General features: G+C 57.4%; 12 protein-coding genes. 10 read left to right on the forward strand and 2 right to left on the reverse strand.

Annotated features, from left to right (window positions below; all coding sequences use genetic code 11):
• Positions 1–27 precede the first annotated feature (27 nt).
• Both VEV40_RS19390 and VEV40_RS19395 read left to right on the forward strand, forming a co-directional pair.
• Positions 28–2,325: a GH92 family glycosyl hydrolase gene (locus VEV40_RS19390; RefSeq protein ID WP_324834720.1), complete on the forward strand. Its 2,298-nt coding sequence runs from the start codon at positions 28–30 to the stop codon at positions 2,323–2,325.
• A gap of 60 nt (positions 2,326–2,385) precedes the next feature.
• A complete protein-coding gene (locus VEV40_RS19395; protein ID WP_324834721.1) occupies positions 2,386–3,222 on the forward strand; it encodes an isocitrate lyase/phosphoenolpyruvate mutase family protein in 837 nt (278 codons plus the stop codon).
• A 14-nt stretch (positions 3,223–3,236) separates the two neighbouring features.
• On the opposite strand, the gene VEV40_RS19400 is transcribed toward VEV40_RS19395, so the two are convergent.
• Complete coding sequence (locus tag VEV40_RS19400; protein WP_324834722.1) at positions 3,237–4,160, reverse strand: hypothetical protein; 924 nt, start codon at positions 4,158–4,160, stop codon at positions 3,237–3,239.
• A 301-nt stretch (positions 4,161–4,461) separates the two neighbouring features.
• Between VEV40_RS19400 and VEV40_RS19405 the strand changes: the two genes are divergently transcribed.
• Entirely contained in the window at positions 4,462–5,754 is a 1,293-nt protein-coding gene (locus tag VEV40_RS19405) for a hypothetical protein (RefSeq protein WP_324834723.1), read from the forward strand.
• Between the two features lie 26 nt (positions 5,755–5,780).
• On the opposite strand, the gene VEV40_RS19410 is transcribed toward VEV40_RS19405, so the two are convergent.
• Positions 5,781–6,326 (reverse strand): NUDIX hydrolase, encoded by a 546-nt coding sequence (locus VEV40_RS19410; protein ID WP_324834724.1) that lies wholly within the window; start codon positions 6,324–6,326, stop codon positions 5,781–5,783.
• Positions 6,327–6,427: 101 nt separating this feature from the next.
• On the opposite strand from VEV40_RS19410, the gene VEV40_RS19415 reads away from it, so the two are divergent.
• From VEV40_RS19415 to VEV40_RS19445, 7 genes are all read left to right on the forward strand, one after another.
• Positions 6,428–7,567, forward strand: a complete 1,140-nt coding sequence (locus VEV40_RS19415) for a glycoside hydrolase family 5 protein (RefSeq protein WP_324834725.1) — start codon at positions 6,428–6,430, stop codon at positions 7,565–7,567.
• A gap of 135 nt (positions 7,568–7,702) precedes the next feature.
• On the forward strand, positions 7,703–10,180 hold the full coding sequence (locus VEV40_RS19420; RefSeq protein ID WP_324834726.1) for an ABC transporter permease: 2,478 nt from the start codon (positions 7,703–7,705) through the stop codon (positions 10,178–10,180).
• Positions 10,181–10,242: 62 nt separating this feature from the next.
• Positions 10,243–12,723 carry an ABC transporter permease gene (locus VEV40_RS19425; RefSeq protein ID WP_324834727.1) on the forward strand — a complete coding sequence of 827 codons (2,481 nt, stop codon included), beginning with the start codon at positions 10,243–10,245 and terminating at the stop codon, positions 12,721–12,723.
• A gap of 71 nt (positions 12,724–12,794) precedes the next feature.
• Complete coding sequence (xylB, locus tag VEV40_RS19430) at positions 12,795–14,279, forward strand: xylulokinase (protein WP_324834728.1); 1,485 nt, start codon at positions 12,795–12,797, stop codon at positions 14,277–14,279.
• Between the two features lie 55 nt (positions 14,280–14,334).
• Positions 14,335–15,414, forward strand: a complete 1,080-nt coding sequence (locus VEV40_RS19435) for a LacI family DNA-binding transcriptional regulator (RefSeq protein ID WP_324834729.1) — start codon at positions 14,335–14,337, stop codon at positions 15,412–15,414.
• A gap of 34 nt (positions 15,415–15,448) precedes the next feature.
• On the forward strand, positions 15,449–15,964 hold the full coding sequence (locus VEV40_RS19440) for a hypothetical protein (RefSeq protein WP_324834730.1): 516 nt from the start codon (positions 15,449–15,451) through the stop codon (positions 15,962–15,964).
• 21 nt (positions 15,965–15,985) lie between these two features.
• Positions 15,986–16,254 (forward strand): copper homeostasis protein CutC (locus VEV40_RS19445; protein ID WP_324834731.1); only part of this gene is annotated, 269 nt, incomplete at its 3' end.

Below are 16,254 nucleotides of genomic sequence, written 5' to 3' on the forward strand. Positions count from 1 at the left end.
AGGAATTTCCTGCCCAATGGAGAAGACATGTTGCAGTTGCGGCGAATTGCGCTCTTAATATCACTCACACTTACAGCCTCAACGACTGCGTTTCCGCAAGCCCAATCGGCTTATGACGCCGTCGATCCGTTTATCGGAACTTCTGGCGGCGGCAATACCTTCCCCGGCGCGGCGCTTCCCTTCGGCATGGTGCAGTGGAGTCCCGATACCGGTGACAACGGCTGGTACTTTTACGATAAAAGCAAAATTTACGGCTTCGGCATGACGCATCTCAGCGGCGCCGGATGCCCTCTTTATGGCGATGTACCTATCCTGCCCATCACAGAAGAGCTGAAAGCCTCACCAGCAACCGCTCTCGGTAGCTACGCGCAGAGCTTCGACCATGCGCGCGAAGAAGCGCATCCCGGCTACTACTCTGTGACGCTGGCCAATGGAGTTGAAATCGCGCTTACCGTGACCGACCGCGCAGGCATCGCGCGCATCCGCTTTCCGCAGGGGCAGGCAGCCCGGCTGCTTGTCAACTCAGGAGGCAGCGCCAACTCGGATGTTCACATCTCCTACCTCCCGCCCGTAGGCCGCGAGCACGATGGCAATCAGATCAAAGTGGTTGGCAACAACACCGTCTCCGGATCAACTACTTCAGGCGGATTCTGCGGCTCGCCTACGCGCTACACCCTCTACATCACCGCAAAGTTCGAGCAGCCCTTCCATGCGTTCTCCACCTGGAACGGCGACGCAGTCCAGAAAGGACAGCGCGACGCCTCAGGTAAGCATACGGGCGCGTGGCTCGACTTCGGCAGCCAAGGTCAGATCCAACTCAAAATTGGTATTTCCTATGTCAGCGAAGCCAACGCCCTCGCCAACCTCAACAAAGAAATTCCGGGCTGGAACTTCGACCAGGTCCGCACCAATGCGCGTGAAAGCTGGACAAAGCTGCTCAACCAGATTTCAGTAGGTGGCGGCACTCCTGACCAGAGAAAGATTTTCTATACCGGCGTCTACCACATGCTGCTCGCACCCAATCTCTTCAGCGACGACAACGGTGATTACACCGGCTTCGACTGGAAAGTCCGCTCGCTCGCATCCACAAATCAGAAGGCACAGTATGCGAACTTCTCTGACTGGGACATCTACCGCAACACCATCCAGATGCAATCGCTGCTTGTGCCGACCCGAGTCGGAGACATGATGCAGTCTCTCGTCAATGACGCCGAACAGAGCGGCTGGCTGCCGCGCTGGCCCGCCGCCAACGATGTGACCTATGTGATGGGCGGCGACTCGCCCTCCATCCTGCTCTCCAGCGCGTATGCCTTTGGCGCGCGGAACTTCGACACGAAAACCGCGCTCCAGTACATGATCAAAGCCGCCTCCGTGCCTGGCGAAGGTCCGCACAACAATGAAGAGCGCCCATTTCTCGCCGACTACCTCAAACTCGGCTATGCTCCCGCCGACAAGGACGACATCGCCGCATCGCGCACCCTAGAATACGCAAATGCCGACTTCGCCATCGCGCAACTGGCCCGCAATCTGGGTGACACGGTCAGCTACGATAAATTCTTGAAACAGTCGCAGAACTGGAAGAACCTCTTCGATCCTGAAACCCGCTGGATTCGCCCCAAAAACTCGAATGGCACATGGCTCCAGGGCTTCGATGCCGAGAAATCATTGCCCAAGCGGCCCAATGCTCCTGAATCCACAGATCAGGATGGCTTTGAAGAAGGAAATACCTATCAGTACACCTTCATGATTCCGTTCGATTACCCCGAACTCATCCAGCGCATTGGCGGTGACAATGCAACGACGCCACGTCTGGACAGATTTTTCTCGAAGCTCATTTGCTGGGGCGAACCCTGCTTCAACATGGCGAATGAGCCCGATTTCGTAACGCCTTACGCCTACGTTTTTGCCGGAGAACCATGGAAGACGCAGGATGTCGTCACTCGCATCGAGCAGCAGACCTTCAGCATCAAGCCCGACGGCATCCCCGGCAACGACGATCTCGGCGCGACCTCCAGTGTCTATGTCTGGAATGCGCTCGGCCTTTATCCCGGCATACCAGGAATCGGCGGGATGCTCCTCGGCACACCCATGTTTCCCTCGGCAACCATCCATTTCGGAGATGGCCGCACGCTCTCCATCCACGCAACCGGAACCGGCCGCTATGTGCAGCAAGTATTGATTAATGGCAAAGAAAACACGACTTCATGGCTTCCGCTATCAGATATAGTCCAAGGCACGACAAAATTGGATTTCAAACTAAGCCCAGGGCCTAACAAACAGCGCGGAGCGCCAGTATCAGAACGTCCACCGGACTTTATGCAGTAGCACTGGTTGCGGGCATAGATCTCTGCAGCCTGCGTCATCATTGAGCGGTAAACTTGACCCATGCCAACGCAAGCCGAAAAAGCCGCCGTCTTCCACGCGCTTCACTACCAGCCCGAACCGCTCATTGTTGCCAATCCGTGGGACGCTGGTACAGCGCGCATTCTCACCGCGATCGGCTTTGAAGCATTCTCGACGACGAGCGGCGGCCTCGCCATCACATTGGGACGTCGTGATGGAACGGCCAGCGTCTCTCGCGATGAAGCGCTTGCCAATGCGAAAACCATCGTTGACGCCACTCATCTTCCTGTAGCCGCCGACCTCGAAAATGGTTACGGTCACTCGCCTGAAGCCGCAGCAGAAACCATCCGGCTCGCCGCCGCCGCAGGTTTGGTCGGAGGCTCCATTGAAGACACCTCGACTGACTTAGCGCATCCCATTTACGACTTCACCCATGCCGTCGAGCGCGTTGCCGCCGCTGCCGAAGCAGCCTGTGCCCTGCCCTTTCCATTCATGTTTGTGGCCCGCGCCGAAAATTACCTCCACGGGAGGCCCGATCTCGAAGACACAATTCGCCGATTGCAAGCCTTCGAGAAAGCCGGCGCTGAAGTCCTTTATGCTCCCGGCCTTACTCGTGCTGAAGATATCAAGGCTGTCTGCGCTGCCGTCAGCAAGCCCGTCAACGTACTGGCAGCATTGAAAGGAGCGCCACATCTCAGCGTGGCAGAACTCGCTGCGCTCGGTGTGCGCCGCATCAGCCTCGGATCGGCCCTGAGCCGCGCAGCCCTGTCCGCCTTCATCCGCGCATCACGCGAAATCAAAGAAAACGGGACATTCACCTTCGCGGCAGAAACATTTTCGCTTGGCGAGATCAGCGACCTTGCGGCTGAATCATCCTGAATATATCCGTAGGACTAGCGGCCCATCAGTGCATGGCGCAGCTTTCGTCCGGACGCCTTCCAGCGCCTGAAAATTTCATAGACGATCACCGTCGCATATGTAACCGCCACCCATACAAATACTTCTTCTACGGGAAGCCGCGACCACGCAGTGATGCGAATGCCGATCATCTGCCCATCGCGGAAGTTCCACCAGCCGTACGGAAGAGCCAGCGTCACCTCCCATAGCAGGCTAACGAGCACCATCATGAACATAGCGAGGCTGACCGCCCGCCAGTTGATGACCGGACGGGCAGTAGGCAGAAACATCGATGAAGGCAGCAATGCCCCGAGCACGAGAAACGTGAAGTAGCCGGGAAAGCCGGGGCCGCCGAAGTTTCGCTTGTAGAGAATTGCCGCCAGTATCAGGAAAATGGCGAGCACCACAGACTCCGGATGAAATTGCAGAAGCCGCACGAAGTTGATTCTGTCCGCGTCGTCATTTGGAACGGAGTAGGCCGCGAGCCAGTATTCATCCAGCCAGATGTACAGCAGCAGCACGGCGAGAAAGCCGGTGAGGTAAAAAATGTACTCCTCCAGCGGCACGCCACCGCCCAGCGCTGGCGCTTTCACGCCAAGCGTGGCCTGCGCGTTCGGAAAATAGAAGAAGTATTGCGCGAAGAAGAAATCGAGCGCAGCGCCGAGCGGAAAGAGCAGAGCGATGGTCCACCAGAAGGCTTTTCGCGATACCTGGATTCCCTCTCGCGGAATAAACCAGCCCGCGATGACAATGATGGGAATGATGAAGAGGAGTAGACTTACCGTATATCCATGCGGCGTGGGATTCTGCGTGGAGGTATGAACCGTGTGCAGCGTGATGGCCGCCGGAACGGCCAGCATGCAGAACATGGCCAGCACAAGCCAGTAGCTGGCGCGAGGCGAGGGCGATGACTTGCTCATAACGGCTCCTCGAAGAACCGGGAGTTGTGAACCGCATTTCACATGGGCGATTTTTTACCGCCCCGAACAGTCTGCAATTACTCTGTTCGATACGCTACTAAGCATTTCCCACGCTGTTAACTAATTGGTGCCCAAAGATTAAGCTCGTTTCAACAATTTTGCCTTTTTTGCGTTGGGACTGGATAAGATTCGGGCATATTCACGCAGAAACAGAGGTCGGGGAGATTCTGCCTCACGAATGAACAAGAGACTCGCGTCGTTGACAGCGTGCTGTTTGTCCCTGTGGGCGGGAAGCGCTGGGATGTCTCTTTTGCTCTGTCGTTTTCTTGGCATTCCTCTAGCTCCCGACATTGGTCCTAGGCATTTCTCGCACTATCTGCTTTCAATTTTCCACGAGTTCCGCGCGCAGATGCACACGTCCGGTTTGTATGTGGGAGTATTTGCCGCCCTGGGATTCGCAGGTCTCTTGTGGGTCATCGCAGAAAAACGGCAACACGATTCAGAATGGGACCATCACGATGTGATCTGGATGGTCAGCTTTGAAGCGCTGCTGGTTTGCAGCGCCATCTTATATCGATGGGGGACACACAGCGCAATGGCACGAAGATTCGCAATGGCGGGAACGATGGCGGATGTGTTTGGCATAGGCGTGGCATTTTCTGTGCCGGCCATTCTGTGGTTCCACTGGAACAAACCGAAACCCAAAACGAAGCGTTACGAGGATGACGACTCGATTTCCAGCTCGCATATTTCGCGGACCATACTCGGCCTGGAGGATTACACTCCTCCGCCATTGGCCCCTGTAGCCGCTCCTCTTATCGCCGAAATGAAGGAAATCGTCGCGGTTGAAGCTCATATCGCTATGCCGATAGAAAGCACCGTGGTTGAAGTTCCTGCGGTAACGCCCCCTGTAGAAAGCATCATCGCTGCATCGTTCACTGAGACGCCGCCTGTGAATCAGCCAACAGCGATGTTGGAGACACCACTTCCTGAACCAATCGAGTTAAGCACCGAAGCAATCGCAAATGAGGCAATCGTAATGGATAACAATAACAACGTAGATGTTTTGAGCACGAATTCGCAGCCACCAGCATCCACTCCGCAATCACAGCCTGAGGCAGCGCCGCCTTTCGCGCCGCAGCCTTTTGCCGCGCATCAGGCGCCACCAGAACCGATGATGTCGCAGCAGTACACGCCTCAACCTATGGCCGCACCCCAGCCAATGGGGCAACCGGCAGCGTATCAGCCGATGGCAGCGCCGCCTTCTTCTCCGGAGCGGCCGAGCGCTCCCGGAACTACATTCCGCGATCAGCTATACGCGCTGAATGCGAGTTGGCAACGCATCGAATCGACAGGCAAGGAAGTGGAAGACTGGTTCCAGCAGCAGCAGAAAATGGTGCTCGCCCATTTAGAGCGGCCGGCCAGATCTCATGACCCTCACATGGACCTTTCGCGCGACTTTCTTGAACAGAGAATGGGCAGGGTAGACGGGGAGTGGGCCGCGATCCAACGGACCGTGCGCGAAATCTATCACTGGCTGGAAAATGGCGGCTCCGAGCAGCGCGCCATGCCTCAGGAAACGAAGGTCTGGTAACGAACTGTCTTCAGAGCCGGACCTGGCTATGCCGGGTCCGGTTTTTCTTTCCACACTTTGTAAAGCCCCCAAGCGGCCAGCGTGCAGGTGTCGCGAATCGTTCCGTCGAGCAGCATCTGTTCAAATTCGGCGATGGTAAACGAGTGCAAAGTCAGGTCGTGCTCTTCCGCGTCGAAGTCCGTTCCCACATGAGTAAGCCCCGAGGCCAGAAAGACATACTGCTTCTGGTTGGCGAATCCATAGGCGACGTACATCATGCCAAGGTTCGTCATGGTTGACGCTGCAAAACCCGTCTCCTCGCGCAACTCGCCGCGCGCAAGCTCTTCCGGATCGACGTCAGCCGTCTCCCAGCCTCCCTGCGGCAGTTCGAGGCTGCGCTGCTGGATCGTGTAGCGAAACTGCTCAACGAGGAAGATGCGGTCGCCCTCGATCGGAATGATGATGGCGCAGTCGTCCTTATCGACAACGCTGTATAGCCCGCGAGTGCCGTTGCTGCGCTCAATCTCATCTTCGCGAAGGCGAAGCCATGGGTTGCGATAGATTTCGCGACTGTTCAGTGTCTTGATGCTCATTGCGCCTCAACTATATTCTGCCATGCGAGGGCGACATGATCCCTTTTGCCGTCCAGTAACACTTCCATTCTTGGACCCCGAAAAGGAGAAAATATTCTTCGATGAAAAGCCCCCCCACCCGCGTATTGATAACGTTATCCTTTGCCATACTTTTCACTATTTCCGCCCTGGCGCAATCCTCCGATGATTCACTTGCCTTCAAGAGAGCGCAGCACCTGCAGCGCGGAATCAACGCAAGCATGTGGTTCGCGCAGTCGCCCGGCAACTATTCTGTGGAGCGTCTGCGCAGCTTTACTACTGCCGACGATATTGCTCTCATCCATCAGATGGGATTCGACCATGTGCGTCTGAGCATCGACCCCGAACCGCTACTGTCCTGGCTGCGTAATCCGGAAGGCACAACGCCGTTCGTGACCGAGCTGGACCACGTGGTGAAAAACATGCTCGAACAGCATCTCGCTGTCATCATCGACATTCATCCGGAGAGCAGCTATAAGGCCCAATTATTCAAGGGAACTGAAAGCGTAGACCACTTTGCCGGATTGTGGCGCGCTCTGGCAAAGCATTTTTCCTCGACAGATCCCGACATGGTCTTCTTCGAGATCATGAATGAACCCGAGCAGGACGATCCCTACCGCTGGCAGGGTATTGAGAGCTTTGTGGCCGAGCAGATTCGCCAGGTCGCGCCCAATCACACCATCATTGCAGCGGGCGCGCACTGGTCCGGGCTTGGAGACCTGATGATGCTGGAGCCGATTGCGTTGCCGAATATCATCTACACCTTTCATGATTACGAGCCGTTCCCATTCACGCATCAGGGGGCGACCTGGACCAGTCCACAGGTACTGCCTCTGCGCGCTGTTCCCTACCCCTCGACACCCGAAGCGGTTCAGCCAAATGTGGCCCAGGAACCGACGCTTGCCAGCCAATACTGGGTGGAGCAATACGGCCTTGACCGCTGGGACGCCTCGCGCATTGACGCAACGCTTGCATTCGCCGAGAAGTGGTCTGATCTGCACCATGCGCCGGTGTATTGCGGCGAATTCGGCGCACTGCGCGACTACGTCAAGCCTGAAATGCGCGCGCAATGGGTGCATGACATGCGCGTGGGTTTCGAGAAGCACCACATTGGCTGGGCGATGTGGGACTACCAGGAAAATTTCGGCGTTGTGTCCAAGAAAGACGGCAAAGCCGTGCCCGATCCGGCGATTGTGAATGCGCTCGGATTGAAAATGCCATGAGCCTAAGCTGTCCGGAAGCGGACGCTCGCATCCGGTTCCGGACAGCATCAAGACCGCCGCAGCACGAAGCATCTTGATTTTTCAAGAACTTAAAGACCGCGCGGTTTGGCGTAAAACCTGCCTCTAACATACCTCATGACCAGCCTGCTGAACGACCTGCGCTATGCAATTCGCCAGTTGCGAAAAACCCCCGGATTCGCAATGGTCTGCGTGCTCACGCTGGCGCTGGGAATCGGCGCGAATACCGCTGTTTTCAGCGTAATGAATGCGGTGCTGCTGAAATCGCTGCAGGTGGCTGATCCGCAGCAGGTCGTGGACCTGCGCACTTCCAATGCTCCGCGCCGGACCGGCACCGTCGATTCGAATGCGACATTCTCCTACCCGGTATATGACGCGCTTCGTCACCAGACAGGTGCTCTGAGCGCAGTCATGGCCTATGTACCACTTTCTACCGGCAAGGTCGCCGTTCGCTATGGAGCGGAACCAGAAGAGGCGGAAGGCGAGATGGTAAGCGGCAATTTCTTTTCCGGTTTGGGTGTGCAGTTGGTGCGTGGTCACGGCTTTACGGAGCAGGATGAGGCTGCTCGCGCTCCCGTCGCGGTCATCAGCTACAACTACTGGACACGCCGCTTTTCCCGCAATCCTGACATGCTGGGAAAAACACTGTATGTGAACGCAGTGCCCATCACCATTGTCGGCATTGCGGCGGAAGGTTTTGAGGGCGTAGAAGCCGGCGATTCCACCGACTTCTGGATTCCCCTCCAAACCCGCAGCGAACTAAATGCTTTGGGCAACCCTCCCGAAGACGGCAAGACCTTCATCGCGAACTCGACATGGTGGTGCATCCGCCTGCTGGGACGGCTTGCTCCCGGCGTAACCAGAGCGCAGGCAGCAGCGCAGCTGCAGCCGGTTTTTCAATCGGCGGCATACGTTGGCCTTGGAGGCCCCGAACCGGGAGAAAAACGTCCTGTCCTCAGCTTTGAAGATGCAAAAAACTTTTCCGGATATGACAGCATGTATGGCAGGCCGCTCGGAATGCTCATGGCGATGGTCGGCTTTGTGCTACTGATCGCACTGAGCAACGTGGTCATGCTTCTGCTGGCGCGCAATGCCACCCGCCAGCGCGAATTTTCGCTGCGTCTGGCGCTTGGCGCTCGCCGCAAAGAGCTGTTTCGGCAACTGCTGACTGAAAGCATGTTGCTGGTTACCATCGGCGGCGCACTCGCCTGGTTCTTTGCTGTCGCGGCCACAAAAGCTCTCGGCGCATGGGCGCAGATCGAGTCGAGTCTCGCGCCTGATCGCACCGTTCTCTTCTTTACGTTGAGCATTCTCATTCTGGCCGCGCTCTTGTTTGGGCTTGCTCCTCTGCGGGCGGCTCTCTCATCCGGGCCGGGACTGGTGTTAAAAACATCTTCTGCAACGGCAAGCACAGACGCAGGCAAAACGCGCATGGGCAAGCTGATTGTCTCCTTGCAAATGGCGTTGTGCGTCGTGCTGCTCGTCGGTGCGGGCCTGCTGGTCAGCACGCTGCGCAATCTTGAAAACCTCCCGCTGGGTATGCGCGTCGATGGCCTGGTCGTTTTCGGCGTAAATCCGAATACGCACTCAACGACTGAGGCAATACGGTTCTATCAAACGCTGATAGGCAGGCTGCGCGCGCTGCCCGGCGTTGAATCCGCGACCATCGTGGAGGAACGCCTTGGCTCCTGGGGGTCGGATAATTTCGCCATGACCGTGGATGGCAAGCTGCCCGATGTGCCCAACGGTGGATCGCGGACCGTCCGCAACAATATCGTGGGATCGGATTTCTTCCATACGCTTGGCGTGCCGATCCTCGAAGGCCGCGACTTTATTGACTCCGATACGTCTGCCTCGCCGCCGGTCGCCATCATCAATCAACTCTTCGCGCAACGTTTTCTACCCAACCAGAACCCCCTTGGACATCGCATTGGCTCCGATGATGGAAAATTTCAGTTCACCGTCGTCGGCGTGGTGAAGAACCATAAGTACCGCAGCATTGATGAAGAACCGATTCCAATGGCCTGGGTCTCGTATGCGCAAGGCCCGCCGGTCGGCAGGATGAATGTCGAACTGCGCGTCCACGGCGAGCCTCTATCCATTCTTCCCGCCGCGCGCAAAGTCTTGCAGCAGATGGACCCGAACCTGCCGCTGATCGAGCCGATGACGCAGCGCGCGCAGTATGAGACGACCATCTCGCGGCAGTTGATGTTCGCGCGGCTGGCGGGTTTCTTCGGCTTGTTGGCTGTAGTCCTGGTTGCGACGGGACTCTATGGCACATTGGCGTATCGCGTGAACAATCGCACGGTTGAGATCGGCGTACGCATGGCAGTAGGCGCGCGTCGCGGGCAGGTCGTCTGGATGGTGCTGCGCGATAGCCTGCTCCTCACTGTTGCTGGTGTAGTTGTCGGTATCCCACTGGCCGCGCTCGTGGGCAAGGCCCTCACCGCCTCTCTCTTCGGCGTGAAACCCTTCGACATCCTTATCTACGCCTTTGCCGTAATTGGCGTGACTATGGTGGCCGTCGCCGCCAGCCTGTTGCCTGCCCAACGCGCGGCAAATGTTGATCCGCTTGCGGCCCTGCGGGCTGAGTAAATTTGTAACCCATCCTTCGCCTCGGCACAGGATGGAGCACCCAAATTTGAAGAGGTAGGTGAATGGCTACATTTTTGAATGACCTGCGATACGCGATTCGCCAATTGCGAAAGACGCCTGGATTCACCACTGTCTGCATATTGACGCTGGCGCTTGGCGTCGGCGCAAACACAGCCGTGTTCAGCGTGATGAACGCGGTGCTGCTGAAATCGCTGCCTGGGGCCGATCCGGACCGCATCGTCTATCTCAATACTTCGGGCGCTCCACACAAGGGCAACAACACGGGCGACTGGAACACTTCGTTTTCCTATCCGGTTTATGACACGCTGCGCCAGCAGAAAACTGCTCTCTCGCAAGTGATGGCGTATGTGCCGTTGGCTGTGGGAAAAGTTGCGGTGCGCTATGGCAATACTCCGGAAGAGGCTGAAGGCGATATGGTGAGCGGCAACTACTTCAGCGGACTTGGGGTAAAACTTGCGCGCGGCAACGGCTTCACCCCAGAGGATGAAAGCAGGCATGCATCGATTGCGGTGATCAGCTACAGCTACTGGACGCGGCGATTTGCGCGTAATCCTGACATTCTGGGACAGACGCTCTTCGTCAAAGGCGTTCCATTCACGATTGCCGGCGTCACCGCCGAGGGTTTTGAAGGCACAGATCCCGGTGATTCCATAGATTTCTGGATTCCGATGCAAACCCGTCCGGAACTGACTCCCTGGGGCAATGTATATAAGGAAAACAGTTACATGGAACGACCGAACTGGTGGTTCCTGCGACTGCTTGGGCGATTGGCTCCCGGCGTTTCCAAATCGCAGGCAATTGCCCAGCTGCAGCCTGTCTTTCAGCGAGCTGCATATATCGGCATTGGCTCCCCCGAGACGGGTGAAAAGCCGCCGGTGCTCAGTTTCCAGGACGCAAAAAGTTTTCCCGGCTATGAGGAAGATTATGGCAAGCCACTCAAGACTCTGATGGCCATGGTTGGGCTGGTGCTCCTGATCGCTCTGAGCAATGTGGCCATGCTGCTGATGGCGCGCAATGCCACACGTCAGCGGGAATTCAGCCTGCGGCTGGCGCTGGGAGCGGGCCGCAAGGAACTGTTCCGCCAACTATTGACGGAGAGCCTGCTTCTGGTTTCAGTAGGTGGAGCGCTGGCATGGTTTTTTGCGCAGGCGGCCTCGCACTCACTGGCTGCATGGTCGCAGATTGAGACCAGCTTCGCTCCGGATAAGACTGTGCTGCTCTTCACGCTGGGCGTTCTGGTGAGTGCCGCTCTGGTTTTTGGATTGGCCCCACTGCGTGTTGCCTTGGCCAGCGGCCCGGGATTAGCACTGAAGACATCTTCTGCAACCTCGAATGCGGATGCCGGGAAATCTCGCACAGGCAGAATCATTGTTGCTCTGCAGATGTCTCTGTGCCTTGTCTTGCTTGTTGGTGGAGGATTGCTACTGCGGACGCTGCGCAACCTTCAGAACATTCCTCTCGGCATCCGGACAGAAGGCCTGCTGGTCTTCGGAGTCAATCCGCAGAGCGTTCCAACAGTAGCAGAAAAAGTCCTCTTCTATCACCAGTTGACAGATAAGCTGCGCGTATTGCCAGGTGTGGAATCGGTAACTCTTATGGAGGAACGCATCGGTTCCGGCTGGTCAAACAACGATTCCATGTTAGTAGATGGCCACAAGCCGCCAAATTCCGATGGCGATCAGGGAACAGTTCGAAACAATGTTGTGGGACCTGACTTCTTTCATACGCTGGGTGTGCCGGTTCTTGCTGGACGAGAGTTCACAGCGATGGACACGGCCAACGCACCGCATGTCGCCGTGATTAATGAACTTCTTGCCAAGCGCTTCCTCCCGAACCAGAACCCCCTTGGCCATACCATCGGCGGAAAAGAGCCGAAGGACCAGTTCACCATCGTGGGCGTGGTCAAAGACCACAAATACCGGAGCATCGATGAGGCTCCCATTCCGATGGCCTGGGTCATGTATGAACAAATCCCCGAGCTGGGCGAGATGCACTTTGAGTTGCGTGTTCGCGGAGAGCCGCTGGCGATTCTGCCTGATGTGCGCAAGGCTGTGCAGCAGATGGATCCGAACCTGCCTCTGCTGAAACCAATGACGCAACAGGCGCAGTACGAAGAGACCATCTCACGGCAGTTGATGTTTGCTCGACTTGCCGGATTCTTTGGATTGCTTGCGGTGGTGCTGGTTGCCACTGGGCTGTATGGCACTCTGGCATACCGCGTGAACAATCGCACGGTTGAAATCGGTGTGCGCATGGCCGTAGGCGCACAGCGCCGACAGGTGGTGTGGATGGTGTTGCGCGACAGCCTGTTTCTTACCGCTGCCGGCATTGTGGTTGGCATTCCTCTCGCGATACTGGTAGCGCGGGCGTTGACTTCGGCTCTTTATGGGGTCGCGCCTTATGACGCGCTGAGCTTCACAGGAGCTGCGTTAGGAGTAGCAATCGTCGCGCTTGCGGCCAGTATGCTTCCAGCGCGGCGAGCTGCAAGCGTGGATCCATTGACGGCATTGCGAGCGGAATAATTACAGCCCGAGCCTGAGAGCCTGATACATTGAGATTGCATTGACTAATTCGCTTTAGTTAAGGACTTTCAGTGAATCTTCTTGGCATGGATGTAGGCACGGGCGGCACTCGCGCGGTGCTGATTAACGATCAGGGACAGGTCGTCGCATCGGCGGCAAGCGAACATGCGTCTTTCCGCAGCCCGCATCCAGGATGGGCCGAGCAGGACCCGGAAGACTGGTGGCGCGCGGCGCAAGCAGCAATTCGCGAAGTGCTGGCAATCAGCGGCACAGCGCCTTCAGGCATCGGAGCGATCGGGTTGACCGGGCAAATGCACGGCGCAGTCATGCTCGACACCGAAGGACGCGTGCTGCGGCCATCGCTGATCTGGTGCGACCAGCGGACCGACGCTCAATGTGACTGGCTGCATGAGCACATCGGACGCGAGCGCCTCATCGAGTTGACCTGCAACCCTGCCCTGCCAAATTTCACTCTCACCAAGCTGCTTTGGGTGCGTGACAACGAACCGGAAGTCTTCGCCCGCATCGCCCACGTTCTCTGCCCAAAAGACTATGTGCGCTACCGTCTCACAGGCACATACGCCATGGATGTGCAAGAGGCATCCGGCACACTACTGCTTGACGTGACCCACCGTCGCTGGTCGTCGGAAGTAGCGCGCATTGCCGGAATAGACGAAGCGTGGCTGCCGCAGCTTTTCGAATCGCCTGAGGTCTGCGCCCACATCTCCGCTGAAGCATCAGCAGCCACCGGCCTGAAGACCGAAACGCCAGTCGTCGCGGGCGCGGGCGATCAGGGAGCGGGCGCAGTCGGCATGGGCATTCTGCAGCCTGGATCGGTGTCGGCAACTATCGGCACCTCGGGCGTCGTCTTCGCCGCGACAGCAGAGCCAACAAAGGATCCCCTTGGACGCCTGCACACCTTCTGCCATGCTGTTCCCGGACGCTGGCATGTGATGGGCGTGACCCAGGCTGCAGGTCTATCGTTGCGCTGGCTGCGCGACGTCATCGCTCCCGGCACGGATTACGACGCGCTCACCGCCGAAGCCGCAAAGGTTCCGGCAGGCAGCGACGGCCTCGTGTGGGCGCCATATCTGCTCGGCGAGCGCACGCCGCATCTCGATTCGCAGGCGACAGCGGCGTTTTACGGCATCACCGCATCGCATACGCGCGGACATCTGGTGCGCGCTGTCCTCGAAGGCGTCGCCTATTCGCTGAAAGATACATTCACTCTGTTCGTCGAACTGGGCATTCCGGTAACAGGCGTGCGCCTCGGCGGCGGCGGCGCGCGCGGGCCGCTCTGGCGGTCGATCCAGGCCGACATCTATGGCTATGTCTCGGACGTTCTGGTGGCAGAAGAGGGAGCAGCCTTCGGCGCGGCCCTCCTCGCCGGAGTAGGCGCGGGCGCATGGCCCGATACGGATGCGGCATGCGCATCGGCCATCCAGGTAGCCGAGCAGATTGCGCCGGATCCAGCGGCAGTTAAAAGCTACGCGGATGGATACAAAATCTTCCGGCGGCTGTACCCGGCGCTTCGTTCCATCCGCGAAGAGGCCTGATTAGCAAGCCCCTTCGCTATTGAATAATTCATCCTGAACATCTACAAAGACTTGTATGCCAAAACGCAAGTCTGCGGCCACGGAAACTAAGAGTGAGTTTCTTCCGGGCCGGCCTATCAGTCTGAGAACTCTGGGAGATTACCTCGACCTTTCACCCGCCACCATCTCCTTAGTGCTGAACAATGCGCCGGGAGTGCGCTCCATCCCGCAGGAGACGCGCGACCGCGTGCTCGCCGCTGCGAAGAAATTCGATTACCGGCCCAGCTTTTATGCGCGTTCTCTGCGCCGGAGACAGTCTTTCTCCATCGGCGTGCTTGTGCCGGAGTTAAGCGACGGCTATTCCGTTCTGGTGATGGACGGCATTGAAGAGGTGCTGCTTGAAGAGGGTTACTTCTATCTGACGGCGAGCCATCGCCGCAAGGCAGACCTGATCGAGGAATATCCACGCCTGTTGATGGACCGCTCCGTCGAGGGATTCATCGCCATCGACACCGCCTTGCAGCACAGCCTGCCATTGCCTGTAGTTGCCGTAGCCGGACACAAAAAGATTGAAGGCGTAACCAGCATCACTCTCGACCACAAGCGGGCAGCGGAGCTGGCGCTGAATCACCTCTATCAACTCGGACACCGGCAGATCGCCTTTATGCGTGGACAGCCGTTCAGCTCGGATTCCGAGGACCGCTGGAACAGTTTCATGTCTGTAGCCAAAAAGCTGCGGCTTGAAGTGCATCCGGAGCTGACCATTCAGCTTGAGGTAAATGTCTCATCACCCGAACTCGGCTATCCGGTGGTGCAACGGTTGCTGGCGCAGAACAGGCCATTTACCGCGCTGGTTTCTTTCAACGACATTGCCGCCATCGGCGCGATCCGCGCCTTCCGCGACCAAGGATTGCGCGTGCCGGAAGACGTATCCATCTTCGGCTTCGACGACATTCAGGGCGCGGCATACCATAATCCCAGCCTGACGACGATCCGTCAGCCTCTGCACAGCATGGGAACGCACGCGGCGCGTATTCTCCTGCAGCGCATTCAGGGGAAAAAGGACTATCCGGAGCACATCGCGATTGTTCCAGAGCTCATCATCCGCGAATCGACATGCCCGCCGAATCCGAAACGGATGCCGCGCAAACGCTAGTGGCCGCGCATCGCAGGGTTATACTCAACGAGGAATGAAACACTCTCGACGGCTTTCTACGCTAGCAATTCTCCGGGCGACTACGCTGTTCGCGTTAACGCCGATTTTTGCCCAGTCGGCGCCCACAATTCTTCATGCTGCCGAAGCAGCGAAAATACTGCCAGACGCCGTATTCTTCCGCGGTCAGTCAGCTACGATACAGGGGCGCAACTCCGCCGGCATCCACTTTGCGAATGACATGTTCGTGCTTACCGCGCTGGTAGATAATTCCGGATACTCCAGCGGCATTCAGCAGAAGTATCAGGCTTACTTCATCACCGAGGTCCCGCTGGATTTCAGCGGGAAAACTTTGAAGCCGGGCGCTTACGGCGTCGGCATCGTGAAAGACCATTTCATCGTGATGGACATTGCGGCCCACGATCTGTTCACAGCGCCAGTCACTCACGATGCGGTATTGAAGCGCCCCACGCCATTGCAACTCGATGCGGACGGCGACCACTATCGCCTATATTTCGGACGCGACTACGTGTCATTTGCTCAGGCAAAATAAGGGAAAGATCTGCCCAACTTTATGAAAAATCCCGTCACACTCGAAATTTGCCTCGAATCGGTTGATTCCGTGATCGCCGCTGATCGCGCAGGTGCCGAGCGCGTAGAGCTTTGCGCCAACCTGCTGGAAGGCGGAACAACGCCAAGCGCCGGAACCATTCGCGCCGCGCGTGAAAATGCAAAGATCGCCATCAATGTGATGATTCGTCCACGTGGCGGCGATTTTCTTTATACCGACTCGGAATTCGCGTCGATGCAGCACGATATTCACATCGCAAAAGAGCTTGGCGC

Origin of the sequence: Alloacidobacterium sp., from assembly GCF_035631355.1 — a bacterium.
GTDB lineage: Bacteria > Acidobacteriota > Terriglobia > Terriglobales > Acidobacteriaceae > Alloacidobacterium.

Coding starts and splice junctions, on each gene's coding strand:
- VEV40_RS19410 (WP_324834724.1), bottom strand. CDS start 6,326: ATGAGCATCAAGACACTGAACAGTCGCGAAATCTATCGCAACCCATGG.
- VEV40_RS19390 (WP_324834720.1), top strand. CDS start 28: ATGTTGCAGTTGCGGCGAATTGCGCTCTTAATATCACTCACACTTACA.
- VEV40_RS19395 (WP_324834721.1), top strand. CDS start 2,386: ATGCCAACGCAAGCCGAAAAAGCCGCCGTCTTCCACGCGCTTCACTAC.
- VEV40_RS19420 (WP_324834726.1), top strand. CDS start 7,703: ATGACCAGCCTGCTGAACGACCTGCGCTATGCAATTCGCCAGTTGCGA.
- VEV40_RS19405 (WP_324834723.1), top strand. CDS start 4,462: ATGTCTCTTTTGCTCTGTCGTTTTCTTGGCATTCCTCTAGCTCCCGAC.
- VEV40_RS19425 (WP_324834727.1), top strand. CDS start 10,243: ATGGCTACATTTTTGAATGACCTGCGATACGCGATTCGCCAATTGCGA.
- VEV40_RS19400 (WP_324834722.1), bottom strand. CDS start 4,160: ATGAGCAAGTCATCGCCCTCGCCTCGCGCCAGCTACTGGCTTGTGCTG.
- VEV40_RS19440 (WP_324834730.1), top strand. CDS start 15,449: ATGAAACACTCTCGACGGCTTTCTACGCTAGCAATTCTCCGGGCGACT.
- VEV40_RS19415 (WP_324834725.1), top strand. CDS start 6,428: ATGAAAAGCCCCCCCACCCGCGTATTGATAACGTTATCCTTTGCCATA.
- VEV40_RS19435 (WP_324834729.1), top strand. CDS start 14,335: ATGCCAAAACGCAAGTCTGCGGCCACGGAAACTAAGAGTGAGTTTCTT.